At 74.3% G+C, this 14,715-nt stretch carries 16 protein-coding genes; 7 read left to right on the forward strand and 9 right to left on the reverse strand.

Features of this window, described 5'->3' with window-relative positions; all coding sequences use genetic code 11:
* Positions 1 to 17: 17 nt before the first annotated feature.
* Together cobT and ACFY61_RS00685 are read right to left on the reverse strand one after the other, a co-directional pair.
* Positions 18 to 1,118 carry a nicotinate-nucleotide--dimethylbenzimidazole phosphoribosyltransferase gene (gene cobT, locus ACFY61_RS00680; protein ID WP_389465029.1) on the reverse strand — a complete coding sequence of 367 codons (1,101 nt, stop codon included), beginning with the start codon at positions 1,116 to 1,118 and terminating at the stop codon, positions 18 to 20.
* 49 nt (positions 1,119 to 1,167) lie between these two features.
* Positions 1,168 to 2,364, reverse strand: coding sequence for a bifunctional adenosylcobinamide kinase/adenosylcobinamide-phosphate guanylyltransferase (locus ACFY61_RS00685; protein WP_389465032.1), 1,197 nt, complete (start codon positions 2,362 to 2,364; stop codon positions 1,168 to 1,170).
* Between the two features lie 95 nt (positions 2,365 to 2,459).
* Here ACFY61_RS00685 and ACFY61_RS00690 point away from each other — a divergent pair, with 95 nt between their 5' ends.
* Positions 2,460 to 2,669 (forward strand): hypothetical protein, encoded by a 210-nt coding sequence (locus ACFY61_RS00690; protein ID WP_389465035.1) that lies wholly within the window; start codon positions 2,460 to 2,462, stop codon positions 2,667 to 2,669.
* Positions 2,670 to 3,054: 385 nt separating this feature from the next.
* Here the strand turns inward: ACFY61_RS00690 and ACFY61_RS00695 are convergent, their stop codons facing one another.
* Positions 3,055 to 3,741 (reverse strand): class I SAM-dependent methyltransferase, encoded by a 687-nt coding sequence (locus ACFY61_RS00695; protein ID WP_389465895.1) that lies wholly within the window; start codon positions 3,739 to 3,741, stop codon positions 3,055 to 3,057.
* Positions 3,738 to 4,349: a DUF3043 domain-containing protein gene (locus ACFY61_RS00700; RefSeq protein WP_389465038.1), complete on the reverse strand. Its 612-nt coding sequence runs from the start codon at positions 4,347 to 4,349 to the stop codon at positions 3,738 to 3,740. Before ACFY61_RS00700 ends, ACFY61_RS00695 begins: the two co-directional genes overlap by 4 nt.
* A 244-nt stretch (positions 4,350 to 4,593) precedes the next feature.
* On the opposite strand from ACFY61_RS00700, the gene ACFY61_RS00705 reads away from it, so the two are divergent.
* Positions 4,594 to 5,397, forward strand: a complete 804-nt coding sequence (locus ACFY61_RS00705; RefSeq protein WP_389465040.1) for a PspA/IM30 family protein — start codon at positions 4,594 to 4,596, stop codon at positions 5,395 to 5,397.
* 13 nt (positions 5,398 to 5,410) lie between these two features.
* Complete coding sequence (locus ACFY61_RS00710) at positions 5,411 to 5,689, forward strand: hypothetical protein (protein ID WP_389465043.1); 279 nt, start codon at positions 5,411 to 5,413, stop codon at positions 5,687 to 5,689.
* A 23-nt stretch (positions 5,690 to 5,712) separates the two neighbouring features.
* Here the strand turns inward: ACFY61_RS00710 and ACFY61_RS00715 are convergent, their stop codons facing one another.
* The gene (locus tag ACFY61_RS00715; RefSeq protein WP_389465045.1) at positions 5,713 to 6,450 is read right to left on the reverse strand and encodes a hypothetical protein; all 738 of its coding nucleotides are present in this window, start codon (positions 6,448 to 6,450) and stop codon (positions 5,713 to 5,715) included.
* A 70-nt stretch (positions 6,451 to 6,520) separates the two neighbouring features.
* On the opposite strand from ACFY61_RS00715, the gene ACFY61_RS00720 reads away from it, so the two are divergent.
* Together ACFY61_RS00720 and ACFY61_RS00725 are read left to right on the forward strand one after the other, a co-directional pair.
* A complete protein-coding gene (locus ACFY61_RS00720; protein ID WP_389465048.1) occupies positions 6,521 to 7,366 on the forward strand; it encodes an adenosylcobinamide-GDP ribazoletransferase in 846 nt (281 codons plus the stop codon).
* Between the two features lie 44 nt (positions 7,367 to 7,410).
* Positions 7,411 to 8,127: a response regulator gene (locus ACFY61_RS00725; protein ID WP_389465897.1), complete on the forward strand. Its 717-nt coding sequence runs from the start codon at positions 7,411 to 7,413 to the stop codon at positions 8,125 to 8,127.
* A gap of 75 nt (positions 8,128 to 8,202) precedes the next feature.
* Here ACFY61_RS00725 and nadA read toward each other — a convergent pair whose 3' ends face one another.
* Entirely contained in the window at positions 8,203 to 9,390 is a 1,188-nt protein-coding gene (nadA, locus tag ACFY61_RS00730) for a quinolinate synthase NadA (protein WP_389465051.1), read from the reverse strand.
* 211 nt (positions 9,391 to 9,601) lie between these two features.
* On the opposite strand from nadA, the gene ACFY61_RS00735 reads away from it, so the two are divergent.
* Positions 9,602 to 9,958 (forward strand): iron-sulfur cluster assembly accessory protein, encoded by a 357-nt coding sequence (locus ACFY61_RS00735; protein WP_058044766.1) that lies wholly within the window; start codon positions 9,602 to 9,604, stop codon positions 9,956 to 9,958.
* 95 nt (positions 9,959 to 10,053) lie between these two features.
* Here ACFY61_RS00735 and ACFY61_RS00740 read toward each other — a convergent pair whose 3' ends face one another.
* Both ACFY61_RS00740 and ACFY61_RS00745 read right to left on the reverse strand, forming a co-directional pair.
* Positions 10,054 to 11,496, reverse strand: coding sequence for a hypothetical protein (locus ACFY61_RS00740; RefSeq protein ID WP_389465055.1), 1,443 nt, complete (start codon positions 11,494 to 11,496; stop codon positions 10,054 to 10,056).
* Between the two features lie 85 nt (positions 11,497 to 11,581).
* Positions 11,582 to 11,794, reverse strand: a complete 213-nt coding sequence (locus ACFY61_RS00745) for a hypothetical protein (protein ID WP_389465058.1) — start codon at positions 11,792 to 11,794, stop codon at positions 11,582 to 11,584.
* Positions 11,795 to 11,928: 134 nt separating this feature from the next.
* On the opposite strand from ACFY61_RS00745, the gene ACFY61_RS00750 reads away from it, so the two are divergent.
* Complete coding sequence (locus ACFY61_RS00750) at positions 11,929 to 12,906, forward strand: carbohydrate kinase family protein (RefSeq protein ID WP_389465061.1); 978 nt, start codon at positions 11,929 to 11,931, stop codon at positions 12,904 to 12,906.
* A 163-nt stretch (positions 12,907 to 13,069) separates the two neighbouring features.
* Here the strand turns inward: ACFY61_RS00750 and ACFY61_RS00755 are convergent, their stop codons facing one another.
* On the reverse strand, positions 13,070 to 14,455 hold the full coding sequence (locus ACFY61_RS00755) for a cysteine desulfurase/sulfurtransferase TusA family protein (protein WP_389465064.1): 1,386 nt from the start codon (positions 14,453 to 14,455) through the stop codon (positions 13,070 to 13,072).
* Positions 14,456 to 14,715: the final 260 nt, after the last annotated feature.

Raw genomic sequence — 14,715 nt, forward strand, 5'->3', positions numbered from 1 at the left:
CCGCCACCCCCGGAGGATCAGCCCGCCGCCGGCTCCCCCGCCGCGGCCGGCCCGGCCGGAGCGTCCGTGGTCTGCGGGCGCTCCGGCAGCTCCGCGGCGAGTGCCGCGGCGGCCTGGACGAGGGGCAGCGCGAGCAACGCCCCGGTTCCTTCACCCACTGTGACGCCCTGATCGAGCACGGGGTTGAGCGCCATCCGGTCAAGTGCCTTCGCCTGGCCCGGCTCGCCGCTCGCCTGACCGGCCAGCCACCAGTCGGGCGCCCGGAACGCCGCCCGCTGCGCCACCAGCGCGCACGCCGCCGACACCACCCCGTCGAGGATGACCGGGGTCCGGCGCACCGCGCACTGCAGCAGGAACCCGGTGATCGCGGCCAGATCGGCGCCGCCCACCGCCGCCAGCAGTTCCACCTGGTCGCCGAGGACCGGCCGGGCCCGCCGCAGCGAGTCCCGGACCGCCGCGCACTTGCGCATCCACGCCAGGTCGTCGACGGGCACCCCGCCGCGCCCGGTGACCACCGACGCGTCCGTCCCGCACAGCGCCCCGACCAGCGTGGCCGCGACCGTGGTCCCGCCCACGCTCAGGTCGCCCAGGACCACCAGGTCGGTGCCCGAATCCGCTTCCTCGTCGGCGATCCGCATGCCCAGCCGCAGCGCTGCCTCGACCTCCTCGGAGGTCAGCGCGTCCTCGACGTCGATCCGCCCGCTGCCGCGCCGGACCCGGTGCCGTACGACCTCCTCCGGCAGCAGCTCCGGCTCGCAGTCCAGGCCCGCGTCGACGATCCGGATCCCGGCGCCGAGCCGGCCCGCCAGGACCGCCACCGGGCTCCGCCCCTCCAGCACGTCCCGCACCAGCGCGTACGTCCCGCCCGCGGGCCGGGAGGACACGCCCAGCTCCGCCACGCCGTGGTCACCGGCGAACAGCACCACCTTGGGGTGCTCCACCGGCCGGACCGGGACCCGACCCTGCGCGGCCGCGAGCCACTCGGCGAGCTCGTCCAGCCGGCCCAGCGCGCCGACGGGTACGGCCAGCCGTTCGCGGCGGTCCTCGGCGTCACGCCGGACGCCGGCGTCGGGGCGCTCGATCAGTTCGGAGAAGTCGTCGAGATTCAGCGTGGTCATCTCCCGAACAGTACAGGCGCCAAGCCGCCGCTCTCCTCCCTCCCTTGGGCTACTCCTTCAGCACGACGGTCTGGCCGGCGACGACCAGCAGCACGTGCTCGCACTCCCCGGCCACGGCCGCGTTCAGCCGGCCCAGCTCGTCCCGGAACCGGCGCCCGGCCGGCGTCGCCGGAACCACGCCCGAACCCACCTCGTTGCTGACCGCCACCACCGTGCGGCGGGTGGCCCGTACGGCGGCGACCAGCTCGGCGGTCCGCTCGCGCAGCCGCCGCCGGCCGCCGTCCGCCCAGGCCGCGTCGTCCCAGGCGTCCACCCGGTCCATCGCGTCGGTCAGCCACAGCGCCAGGCAGTCGACCAGCAGCGGGGGGCCGTCCTCCGCCAGCAGCGGCACCAGCTCGCAGGTCTCCACCGTCCGCCAGGAGCCGGGCCGGCGCTCGCGGTGCAGCGACACCCGGGCCGCCCAGTCGGGGTCGCCCTCCCGCGTGCCGCCCGTGGCCACGTACTGCACCTCCGGGAACGCAGCCAGCCGCTGCTCGGCCTCCACCGACTTCCCCGACCGGGCCCCGCCGAGCACGAGCGTCCGGCGCGGTACGTCGGGCACCGCGTGGTACTCGCCGACCAGCAGCGTGCTGCCGTCGGGCACCGCCCGGGCCCCGGCGGCGGCGCACCGCCGCTCCAGCTCGCGGCCCGGCGGCACGTCGTGGTCGAGGTGCACGGCGATCACGTCGGTGGCCGGGCCGATCCCGCCGGAGGCGCGCAGCCGGGCGATCGCGTCGGGCCGGCCGAGCACGTCGGCGACCACCATGTCGTACGGGCGGCCCGGCCGGACCCCGGCGGGCGCCCCGCCGGGCGGCAGGTACAGCAGCCGGTCCCCGTCCGGGCCGGTCACCTCGTACCCGGTGCCCGGGGCGTCCATCGGCACCGCCCGCACCCGGTGCCCGCTGATCACCGACAGCTCCCGCCCGTCCGGCACCCGCCCGGCGGCGGGCAGCCCCGGCGGCAGCTCCACGGCCGGCCCGTCGTGAGGGTGCGTCAGCAGCACCTGCCGCACCCCGCCCAGCGAATGCCCGGCCCGGGCCGCGGCCAGCACCGCGCCGGGCGTCAGGTCGAGCAGCAGCGCCCCGTCCACCAGCAGGGCGGTCGCGGCCCGCGCACGGGTGCCGACGGACAGTGCGCAGGCGGCGCAGGGGCAGCCGGGACGGGGGAGGCCTTCGGGGGTGCCGGTGCCGAGCAGAGTGAGTTCCACAAGGAAGATCCTCCCGCGTCCACGCGAGTGGTGCGCGCCCGGCTACTCTGCGGGCAGACTCACCCAGACTCGACGGACGAGCAACGGAGGCGGACATGGCGTGGACGTGGCGGTTCGAGACGGCGGACGGCGCGGAGACCACTCCCGCGGTGGAGCCGGAGGAGTTCACGACCCAGGGCGACGCGGAGTCCTGGATCGGGGAGTACTGGCGGGAGCTGCTGGAGGGCGGAGCGGAGCGGGTCCGTCTGTCGGACGACAACGGCCTGGAGCTCTACGCGATGAGCCTCCGCGAAGCCCTGAACTGACCCCGGGGGGTGTGGCCCCGCGCCCGGCCGGAGCGTTGCCCGCGCAGCCGGATCCGGGCGGGCCTCCCAGCCCGAGCGGCGTTTGAGCGGGCCCGGCGGGGGCTCCGCCCGGCCACGTGGGGCACCGCCCCACACCCCGCGCCTCAAACGCCGGCGAGGCTGGAATGGCCCGGCCCAGGCATTGGCCGCGCGGCCAGGTCCGGGGCGGGGCACCCCCGCCAGCCCGAGCGGCGTTTGAGCGGGCCCGGCGGGGGCTCCGCCCGGGCTCGTGGGGCGCCGCCCCACACCCCGCGCCTCAATCGCCGGCGAGGCTGGTGGTGCGGGCGGGGCCGGCTGGCCCCGCTTCGCACCCCGCCCGGGGGCACCCGGCCAGGGCCCGGCGGGGCTACGCGCCGCCGCGGACCCCGCACAGGTGCAGCCGCTCCGCCACCCGGCGATACGGCTCCGTACGCCCCGCCCGGTCCTCCGCCGCCAACCGGTCCGGCGACACGTCGTCGGTCCCCGGGAACACCCCGACCCCGTACCACGCCGACAGCGGCGCCCCGATCCCCGCCAGCGTCGAGGTGAGCGCGTCCAGCCGGCCGGCCCCCACCGCGTCCGGCGCGGTGACCGCGGCCAGCGCCGCCGACCAGTCGCCCGCCCGGCCCGGCGCCATCGCCGCCGCGTCCGCGTTGCGGACCAGCAGGGACAGCAGTCCGCCGGGCGCCAGCATCCGGGCCAGCCCGGCGAGCAGCGCGTCCGGGTCGGCGCTGGGCACCCCGTGGCAGAGCACCACGTCGAAGCTGCCCGGCAGGAACTGCGCGCCGGTCTCCCGGCTGTCCCCCGCCACCAGCCGCACCCGCTCCTGGATGCCGGCCGGCTCCCCGCCCACCGCGGCCTGCGCGGCCGCCAGCAGCTCGGGGTCGGACTCGACGCCGGTCACACGGTGGCCGGCCCGGGCCAGCCGGAGCGTCTGCGCGCCGCGGCCCATGCCCGCGTCGAGGATCCGCAGCCGCTGCCCCACCGGGTAGCGCTGCGTGATCTGCTCGTCCAGCTGGCGGGCGACCAGTTCCCCGGTCAGCCCCTCGTTCAGGGTCGCTCCCCGCGCTTGACCTGCGGCTTGGGCAGACGGAGCCGCCGCATCTGGAGGGTGCGCATCAGGCCGTACGCCACGGCCCCCCGCTTCGGCTCGTTCGGGAAGCGCTCGTTCAGCGCCTTCCGCAGCCGGATGAACAGGCCGATCGAGTCGAGGATGATCAGCGCGATGACGCCGAGCCACAGCAGCAGCGCGATGTTCTGGATCTGCGGCTGCCGGACCATGCTCAGCACCAGGATGAGCACGGCCAGCGGGAGGAACATCTCCGCCACGGCGAAACGGGAGTCCACGTAGTCGCGGACGAACCGGCGGACCGGACCCTTGTCACGGGCGGGCAGGTAGCGCTCGTCGCCGCTCGCCATCGCCTCCCGCTGCCGGGTCAGCTCGGCGCGGCGCCGCTCACGGGCGCGCTTGGCGTCCTCCTTGCGGTTGCCGGTCGAGGCCACGACGGTCTTGCGCTGCGACTGGGCGACTGCGCGCTTCGGCGTCGGGCGGCCCTTCGGGGCCTGCGGGTCACGGGGCTGCTTGGAGAAGTCGGCGCTCACCTTGTCGGCGGGGGCGGCCTTCTCTTCCTTGGAGGAACGGCTACCAAACACAAAACCCAAGGGTACGTGGTCGCGGGCATGGGCCCCAGTCCGGCGGGGAACGATCCGGCAACGGCGGACGTCCTCCATGCAAGGGGATCACCTACTCCTCACGCCTGAGAGGGCGGCGGCGTACTCGTCCTGGAGGAGGAGCGCATCCGCCGCCGAACAGTGCGGTAATGGAGGCAGGGCCCTTACTGTGGTCCTCAGGGCCGCAACCGTTGGTGACCTGGAGAAGTCCGTCAGAAGGGGGCGCGCGAAGCCCATGAGCGGTGTCATGAAGCGTATGGGGATGATCTTCCGCGCGAAGGCGAACAAGGCCCTGGACCGGGCCGAGGACCCGCGCGAGACCCTCGACTACTCCTACCAGAAGCAGCTGGAGCTGCTGCAGAAGGTACGCCGGGGCGTCGCCGACGTCGCCACCTCCCGCAAGCGCCTGGAGCTCCAGCTCAACCAGCTGCAGGGCCAGTCCGCCAAGCTGGAGGACCAGGGCCGCAAGGCGCTCGCCCTGGGCCGCGAGGACCTGGCCCGCGAGGCGCTGTCCCGCCGGGCCTCCCTCCAGCAGCAGGTCAGCGACCTCGAGGTGCAGCACCAGACGCTCCAGGGCGAGGAGGAGAAGCTCACCCTGGCCGCGCAGCGGCTCCAGGCCAAGGTGGACGCCTTCCGCACGAAGAAGGAGACCATCAAGGCCACGTACACCGCGGCCCAGGCGCAGACCCGGATCGCGGAGTCCTTCTCCGGCATCTCGGAGGAGATGAGCGACGTCGGCCTGGCCATCCAGCGCGCCGAGGACAAGACCGCGCAGCTCCAGGCCCGCGCGGGAGCCATCGACGAGCTGCTGGCCTCCGGCGCCCTGGACGACCAGTCCGGGCTGGCCAAGGACGACATCCAGGCCGAGCTCGACCGGCTCTCCGGCGGCACCGACGTGGAGCTGGAGCTCCAGCGGATGAAGGCCGAGCTGGCGGGCGGCCCGTCGGCGCAGCAGCAGGCCATCGAGGGCGGCGCCCCCGGCGCGGCCGGGCAGCAGTCTCCGCAGACCCAGACGCAGCACCGGTTCGACAAGCAGTAGGACGGGGCCCGACATGATCGTCCGCATCATGGGGGAAGGCCAGCTGACGCTGGCCGACGCGCACTTCGCCGAGCTGAACAAGCTCGACGACGAGCTGCTGGAGGAGATGGAGGGCGGCGACGAGTCCGGCTTCCGGCGCACCCTGGGCGCCCTCCTGGACAAGGTCCGCGACCTGGGCACCCCCCTGCCGGACGACGCCCTGGAGCCCTCGGAGCTGATCCTGCCCGCCCCCGACGCCACCCTCGACGAGGTGCGGGCCATGCTCGGCGACGACGGCCTGATCCCCGGTTAGGGACGGGCGGGCGGGCGGTCGGTCTAGCGGTCGGGGGCGCCGCCGATGAAGTCCTGGAACTTCCGCCGCGGCACGGCCCACCGCCGGTCGTGGTGGAACGCCCGCAGGCCCGCCTTCGCGCGGGCCCGCGGGCGGTTCGCGTAGAACTTCCTCGCGTACGGGGAGTCCGGCCGTGCCAGGCGGACCGCTCCGACCAGCGCGACGAACGGGATCAGGACGCCCAGCAGCGCCGTGCGGGCCTTGCCCTTCCACAGGGCGATCAGCGCCAGGAAGAAGTTGGTGGCGGCGTTCATCGCGACCAGCCCGCGGTTCTGCCGCTCCTCCACCGTCAGGTCGTTCACCCCGAACGGCAGGAACCCGCCCAGGACCAGCGCCACCAGCGCTGCCGTCAGCACCACGATCTCCACGCTCTTGCGGCCCTGCTCGCTCCAGTACACGTCGTCCAGGTGCAGGATCAGCGCGAACTCGTCCAGGACCAGCCCGGCACCCAGTCCGAAGATCACGGCGGACAGCAGCGCCCCGAACCCGTGGCGGCCGCTGCCCACCGCCCCGAACCCGCCGATGATCACCAGGATCACCCCGGGCACCACGTGGTGGACGTGCACACCGCCCGGGGTGATGTTCCCGAACGGGCCGCGGCCGGCCCGGATCATCCGCGTGATCAGCCGGGTGACCAGGAACGACGTCACGAACGACACCAGGGCGAGCAGCATCGGGAGCTTCCCCGGCTCGATGATGTTGCGGTACCACCAGTGACCCATACCACCAGCTCCACTTTTGGCGCGTTATGTGCAATTTACCGGTCGGCCGGAACAGGTAGCGTTCCCGGCGATGACCGATTCGCATGCCGCCCACCACCCGGATCCCGAGCCCGATCCGGCCCTCGCCGCGCCCGCCGACAGAGCCTCGCTCCGCGACGGCGTCCTGTTCGCGTTCGGCACCCTCACCGTGTTCCCCGCCCGGATCACCCGCTGGGACCGGCCCGCCGCCCGCACCGGCATGCAGTGCGCCCCCCTCGCCGGCCTGGCGGTCGGCCTGTGCGCCGCCGTCCCCGGCGTCCTGCTCCTGCTGCTCGGCGGCGGCCCGCTGCTCGCCGCAGCCGTGGCCCTCGCCGTCCCGGCCGCCCTCACCCGCGGCCTGCACCTGGACGGGCTCGCCGACACCGCCGACGGCCTGGGCAGCGCCAAGCCCGCCGACGACGCCCTGCGGATCATGAAGCAGTCCGACATCGGCCCGTTCGGCGTGGTGGCCCTCCTGGTCGTCCTGCTGATCCAGGCCGCCGCGCTCGCCGACATCTACGCCGAGGGCTGGCAGCTCGGTGCGCTGGCCACCGTGGTCGCGGCCGTGACCGCCCGGCTCGCCCTCACCCTGGCCTCCCGCTCCGGGGTCCCCGCGGCCCGGCCCGGCGGACTGGGCGCGGCCGTCGCGGCCACCGTGCCCGCAGGGCGGGCGCTTGCCCTCGGCGCGCTGGCCGCCGTACTCGCCGGTCTCGCCGCCCTGCCCGTCGGCGCACCGGCGGCCGTCCAGCAGGCCGCCGCCGTCCTCCTCGCCCTGTTCGCCGCGGAGGCGCTGCTGCGCCGCTGCGTGCGCCGGTTCGGCGGCGTCACCGGGGACGTCTTCGGCGCCCTCGCCGAGGTCGCAGCGACCACCACCCTCGTGGTGCTGGCCCTCGGCTGATCGCCGTCCTGCCCGCGCCCGTACGCTCTGCTTCCGTGGAAGAGATGACGACGGACCTGCCATCCGCCGCCCCCATCCGGGTGCTGCTCGCCGACGACCAGGCCCTGCTGCGCAGCGCCTTCAAGGTGCTGGTCGACTCCGAACCCGACATGGAGGTGGTGGGGGAGGCCTCGGACGGAGCCCAGGCGCACCGCCTCGCCGGGGAGCGGCAGGCCGACGTGGTGCTCATGGACATCCGGATGCCCGGCACCGACGGCCTCGCCGCCACCCGGCTGATCAGCGCCGACCCGGAGCTCACCGGTGTCCGCGTGGTGATGCTGACCACCTTCGAGGTGGACGAGTACGTCGTCCAGGCCCTCAGGGCGGGGGCGTCGGGCTTCCTCGGCAAGGGCGCCGAGCCCGAGGAACTGCTGAACGCGATCCGGATCGCCGCCGCGGGCGAGGCCCTGCTGTCCCCGGCCGCGACGAAGGGTCTGATCGCCACCTTCCTGGCCCAGGGCGGCGGCGCCGACACCGCCGCGGGCGTGCCGGGCGGTACGCACGCCGAGCGGCTGGCCGCGCTGACCGGCCGGGAACGGGAGGTCCTCGTACAGGTCGCCGGGGGACTGTCCAACGACGAGATCGCCGGCCGTCTCGAAGTCAGCCCACTGACGGTGAAGACCCACGTCAACCGGGCCATGGCCAAGCTCGGCGCCCGCGACCGGGCCCAACTGGTCGTCATCGCCTACGAGTCCGGCCTGGTCCGCCCCCGCGCGGACTAGTCCGGGGCGGGTCCGGCACGGCGGAGGGGGCGCCCGGGACCGTGGTCCCGGGCGCCCCCTCACGCGTGGCAGTGGTTACGGAAGCGCCAGCATCCGCTCCAGGGCGAGCTTCGCGAAGCTCTCCGTCTCCTTGTCGACCTGGATCTGGTTGACCAGGTTGCCCTCGGCCAGCGACTCCAGGGCCCACACCAGGTGGGGGAGGTCGATCCGGTTCATGGTCGAGCAGAAGCAGACGGTCCGGTCGAGGAAGACGACTTCCTTGCCCTCGGGGGCGAATCGATTCGCCAGCCGCTTGACCAGGTTCAGCTCGGTGCCGATGGCCCACTTGGAGCCGGCCGGGGCCGCCTCCAGCGTCTTGATGATGTACTCGGTGGAGCCCACGTAGTCGGCCGCGGCGACGACCTCGTGCTTGCACTCCGGGTGCACCAGGACGTTCACGCCGGGGACGCGCTCGCGCACGTCGTTGACCGAGTCCAGGCTGAACCGGCCGTGCACGGAGCAGTGGCCGCGCCACAGGATCATCTTCGCGCCGCGCAGCTGCTCGGCGGTCAGGCCGCCGTTCGGCTTGTGCGGGTTGTAGACGACGCAGTCGTCCAGGGACATGCCCATGTCGCGGACGGCGGTGTTGCGGCCCAGGTGCTGGTCCGGCAGGAACAGCACCTTCTCGCCCTGCTCGAAGGCCCACTCCAGGGCCTTCTTCGCGTTGGAGGAGGTGCAGATGGTGCCGCCGTGCTTGCCGGTGAAGGCCTTGATGTCGGCCGAGGAGTTCATGTAGGAGACCGGCACCGTGATGTCGGCGATGCCCGCCTCGGTCAGCGCGTCCCAGCACTCGGCGACCTGCTCGGCCGTGGCCATGTCGGCCATGGAGCAGCCGGCGGCCAGGTCCGGCAGGACCACCTTCTGGTCGTCCGTGGTCAGGATGTCCGCGGACTCGGCCATGAAGTGGACGCCGCAGAAGACGATGTACTCGGCCTCCGGCTTGGCGGCCGCGTCCCGCGCCAGCTTGAAGGAGTCGCCGGTGACGTCGGCGAACTCGATGACCTCGTCGCGCTGGTAGTGGTGGCCGAGGATGAAGACCTTGTCCCCGAGCTTCTCCTTGGCCGCGCGGGCGCGCGCCACCAGGTCGGGGTCCGACGGCGAGGGCAGGTCGCCCGGGCACTCCACGCCGCGCTCGCTCCTGGGGTCGGCCTCGCGGCCGAGCAGCAGGAGGGCGAGGGGCGTCGGCTGGACGTCCAAAGGCTGGGCGGTGGTCACGACACGCACCCTTTCGTTCGACTTCTCGTCTATTTGACGCTATCTATGATAGCTGCTTCACGTCACTTTGACGATGGCCATAGTGTCGATGTGACGAATTCGCGGCCAGGAAAGCACGGCTCCATCGCCGGGTGCCGGTGTGCGAGCATGGGAATGAATCCGAGGCCGCGTCGGTTGCAGCCCACGGCAAGAGTCCGCCCCACTTCGGGAGTGAATGCAGATGTCCGTTCAGGACGAGAAGACCACTGTGAGCGACGGCATCCTCCTGTCCGACGCCGCCGCCGCCAAGGTCAAGGCCCTGCTGGAGCAGGAAGGCCGGGACGACCTGGCGCTGCGCGTGGCCGTACAGCCCGGTGGCTGCTCCGGCCTGCGCTACCAGCTCTTCTTCGACGAGCGCTCGCTCGACGGTGACGTCGTCAAGGACTTCGACGGCGTGAAGGTCGTCACCGACCGCATGAGCGCCCCGTACCTGGGCGGTGCCTCGATCGACTTCGTCGACACCATCGAGAAGCAGGGCTTCACCATCGACAACCCCAACGCCACCGGCTCCTGCGCCTGCGGCGACTCCTTCAGCTAAGCCCGAAGGCCCGCGCGAAGCTCCGCGAAGGGGCCCGCGACCGATCCGTTCGACGGATCCGGCGCGGGCCCCTTCCGCGTGTGCGGGTGCGACCGCTAGGTGCGGGGCAGGTCCTTGCCCGTCGACGCGTCGATCACCTTCCGGCCGCCCAGCGGCTGCTCCAGCGTCGCCGACACGGACATCTCCTGGGCGATCAGGATGCAGGCCCTGCCCGGCTCCCGCGGCGTGTCGGTGATCCGCACCGACACCGAGGCCGCGTGCTCGCGGACCTCCAGCGCGTAGGTGCTGCACACCCCGCCCCAGAAGTGGACGGTCAGTTTCCGGTCGCTCTCGCCGTACGAGAACCCGGGCACCGTCCGGCTCCCGGGTACCTCCGGGTCCTTCGGGGCCCGGTCCTCCGCCAGGGCCGGCTGGGCCACCGTGTGACCCGGGCCGCCGCCCTTGCCGGCCACCTCGAACAGCCAGGCCGGGGCCAGCCCCCGCACCCCGTCCACCGTGGCGGCAGTCAGCCCCAGGACCGCGCCCTTCACCGTCTCCGTGCGCGGCGGCTTGATCGGCCGGGGCTCCGGGTTGCACGGCACCGTGTCGGTGCCGGTGGGCGTGTCACCGCCGTCGTGCGGGACCGGGGTCGCGCAGCCGCTCGGTCCCGTGTCCCGCCAGCCCCGCGAGGCCTCGTTCAGCCGGGCCAGCGCCTCCTTCGCGCCGACCACCGGGCGTTCGCCGGTCCGCTCCGGGGCCTTCAGCTCGCCGCTGCCGGCCACCACCCCGCCGTCCGCCCCCACGCTCACCTTCGTCGACCAGCCCAGCGTGGGCAGCCCGCCGACCACCGGGTCCGCCGTGACCACCCGTACGCCGCCCTGGGTCAGCCGGGCGTCCGGCTTCGCCGTGGACTGGCCCACCGCGGCCAGTACCGGGGCGGCCGCCGCCTTCGCCGCCGCCTCGGACACGGGCTCGCCGGGTGCCTCGGGCAGGGTGGCGGGACCGCAGGTGTCCTTGCCGCGGACGCAGTCGTCGCCGCCCGCCGGCCGCTGGGCCGAGTACGTCCAGGTGCCGGGCGCCTGCCGGGTCACCGTCAGCCGCGGACCGGGGGAGTCCCCGCCGTGCCCGGCCGCCCAGACCGCGCCGGACAGCACGGGTTCTCCCTCGATGCCGAGCGCGGCCGCGAGCCGCGCCACTTCCGCCGCGGTCACCTCGCCCGCGGCCTTGAACGAGGGCGCGGCGGCCGGACCCTCCGGCAGCACCCCCGCCGCCTCGTACACCACACCGCCGCCGGTCGGGTCGGGTTCGCCCGGGGCGATGCCCGGCGGGGGAGTGGGGCCGGGCGGCGGCGTGGCCTCCCGGGCGGCGGCCGCGGCGGTCCGGGGCCCGTCGGCCCCGCTGTCGCCGCCCGCCGCGGAGGCCCAGTACGCCGTGCCGCCGCCCGCGACGAGCACGGCCGCGGCGACGGCGCCGACGACCAGGGAGGGCCGCCGCCGCCGTGCCGTCGCCGGGGGCGTGGTGGGTGTGGTGGGTGAGGTGTCGGACTGCCCGCTGGTCACCGCATCGCTCCTTAAGCCTGCTCCGCCAACACGTGGTGCCGGTGGGACGGGACAACGGCGCGACCGGTTCCCCCCGGTCTCCGTGTCAGTCCCCGTACTGCGCCGTCGAGGCGATCAGCCGTGCGGAGGACGCGGGGACGCTCACCCCGTGGATCTGCGAGGGCGCCACCGGGAGGGGGCCGGGCTCCACCGGAACCGTCCAGTGCGGGGCCATCCTGGCGCAGTCGCCCAGGAGCCGGGCGAAACCCGGCCGAAGCAGGGCTTCCGCGGCCGCTCCGGCGGCGTTGTAGTGGGTCATGGGGGCACCGTAGGCCCCGGCCGGGGGAGGAGAAAGGGTTACTATCGGGTAGTTTCGCCCGGTCGGCGGGGCGCCCGGGAGCGGGTAGCGTGAAGTGTCACTTTTGCCGCCCCTTTCGCAGGAGCATCCACGCCGTGCGTATCGCAGTCACCGGCTCCATCGCCACCGACCACCTCATGACCTTCCCCGGCCGCTTCGCCGACCAGCTGGTCGCGGACCAGCTGCACACGGTCTCGCTCTCCTTCCTGGTCGACAACCTCGACGTCCGGCGGGGCGGTGTCGGCCCGAACATCTGCTTCGGCATGGGGCAGCTCGGCATCCGCCCGATCCTGGTCGGCGCGGCCGGCTACGACTTCGACGAGTACCGCGCCTGGCTGGAACGGCACGGCGTCGACACCGACTCGGTGCGGATCTCGGAGGTGCTGCACACCGCGCGCTTCGTGTGCACCACGGACAAGGACCACAACCAGATCGGCTCCTTCTACACCGGCGCGATGAGCGAGGCCCGGCTGATCGAGCTGAAGGCGGTCGCGGACCGGGTCGGCGGCCTGGACCTCGTCCTGATCGGCGCCGACGACCCCGAGGCGATGCTCCGGCACACCGAGGAGTGCCGGACCCGGGGCATCCCGTTCGCGGCGGACTTCTCCCAGCAGATCGCCCGCATGGACGGCGAGAACATCCGCACCCTGATGGAGGGCGCGACCTTCCTCTTCTCGAACGAGTACGAGAAGGGCCTCATCGAGTCGAAGTCCGGCTGGACCGACGAGGAGATCCTCGGCAAGGTCGGCACCCGCGTCACCACGCTGGGCTCGCGCGGCGTCCGCATCGAGCGGGCCGGCGAGGCGCCGATCGTCGTCGGCTGCCCCGAGGAGACCGCGAAGGTCGACCCGACCGGTGTCGGCGACGCCTTCCGCGCCGGCTTCCTGACCGGGCTCGGGTGGGGCGTCGGCCTGGAGCGGGCGGCGCAGGTCGGCTGCATGCTCGCGACGCTGGTCATCGAGACGCTCGGCACCCAGGAGTACACCCTGGCGCGGGCGCACTTCATGGAGCGGTTCACCAAGGCGTACGGCGACGAAGCGGCCGCGGAAGTCCAGTCCCACCTCTCCGCCTGACCCCCGCCCGACCCGGTGGTGGGGGCTCCGCCCCCACCAACCCCGCGCCTCGAACGCCGGCGAGACCGGACGTGCCGCCCGGCCCCGTAAGGGGCGCGGGGAACTGCGCGACCAGCCACAGCCGGCGCGCGGACGAGACGACCAGGCCCGGGGCGGCCGTCGGTCAGTGGGTGCGGCGGACGCGGTACGACGGGCCGGGGGCGGTGGCGGTCTCGCCCAGGTAGTCGTGCCCCCGCATCGCACACCACGCCGGAATGTCCAGCCGCGCCACCTCGTCGTCCGACAGGACCGTGACGACGCCCCCCACCGCCACCCTCCCCATCGCCTTCGCCAGCTCGATCACCGGCTGCGGGCACCGCAGCCCCAGCGCGTCCACCGTGACCTCGCCCGCCCCTGCGTCCGGCGCCGCCGGCGCCCCCGGCAGGCCCAGTTCGGACCGCACCGACGCCACCGCCCTCGGCAGCACCTCCAGGAACGCGTTGACCTCCTCCGCCGTGGTGCCCACGGGCAGCGACACCCGTACGTTCCCCTCCGACAGCACCCCCATCGCCTTCAGCACATGGCTCGGCGTCAGCGTGGAACTCGTGCAGGACGATCCGGAGGACACCGAGAACCCCGCCCGGTCCAGCTCGTGCAGCAGCGCCTCGCCGTCCACGTACAGGCAGGAGAACGTGACCAGATGGGGCAGCCGCAGGTCGGCCGCGCCGACCACCTCCACGTCCGGCACCAGCCGGGCCACCCGCCGCCGGATCCGGTCCACCAGCACCCGCAACCGCGCGCCCTCCGCCTCCGCCTCGGCGCGCACCGCCCGCAGCGAGGCCGCGGCCGCCACGACGGCCGGGAGGTTGGGGAACCCGGGGGAGCGGCCGAACTCCCGCTCGTCGGCCGGGCCCTGCGGGGCGAAGCGGACGCCCTTGCGGACCGCGAGCAGCCCGACCCCCGCCGGCCCGCCCCATTTGTGCGCGCTAGCGGCGAGCAGCGACCAGCCGCCCTCCACGGGCCCCCACGGCAGCGACTGCGCCGCGTCCACCAGCAGCGGCACCCCCGCCGCCGCGCAGACCTCCGCCACCTCCGCGACCGGCTGCACGGTGCCCACCTCGTGGTTGGCGGACTGCAGGCAGGCCAGCGCCGTGTCCGGCCGGAGCAGTTCGGCGTACCCGGCGGCGGACACCGCGCCCGTGCGGTCCACCGGGACCTCCGTCACCTCACCGCCGCCGCCCGCCGCGTGCACCTCGGCCGCGTGCATCACCGAACTGTGTTCGACCGCTGATACGACCAGGTGACCGCCGGCCCTGCGGCGGCCGGCCAGCGCCCCGGCCACACCGGAGTGAACCGCGTGCGTCCCCGATGGGGTGAACGCCAGCTCGTCGGGGCGGCACCCCACCGCGTCCGCCGCGGCCTCCCGGGCCGCGTCCAGCAGCAGCCGGGCCCGCCGGCCCTCGCGGTACAGTCGCGCCGGGTCCGCCCAGCCCTCGTCAAGGGAGGCCTGGAGGGCCTGCCGGGCGACCGGGTGCAGCGGAGCGGCGGAGGCGACGTCGAAGTACGGCATCCCGCCACGGTAGGGCACACCGCGTCAGCCCCCGTCAGATGCCTTCCGGAGTGGGCCGTTCAGGGGTGGCCCGGCCGTCCCCCGTACGGCCGAGCCACCCCTTCGGGGGCAGTAGCGGCGCGTTGGGCACCCTCCCCGCGCGACCCCAAATAGCGTCCAGTAGGGTTTGGTCCGCATAAACATCCAAACCCCTGCCTGCGTCAGGGCCGGCGACCGACCCGAGGGCCGCAGCCGGCCGCGCGGGCCGAGACTCTCGGGAA

This window comes from Streptomyces sp. NPDC012888, assembly GCF_042900645.1.
Classification (GTDB): Bacteria; Actinomycetota; Actinomycetes; order Streptomycetales; family Streptomycetaceae; genus Streptomyces.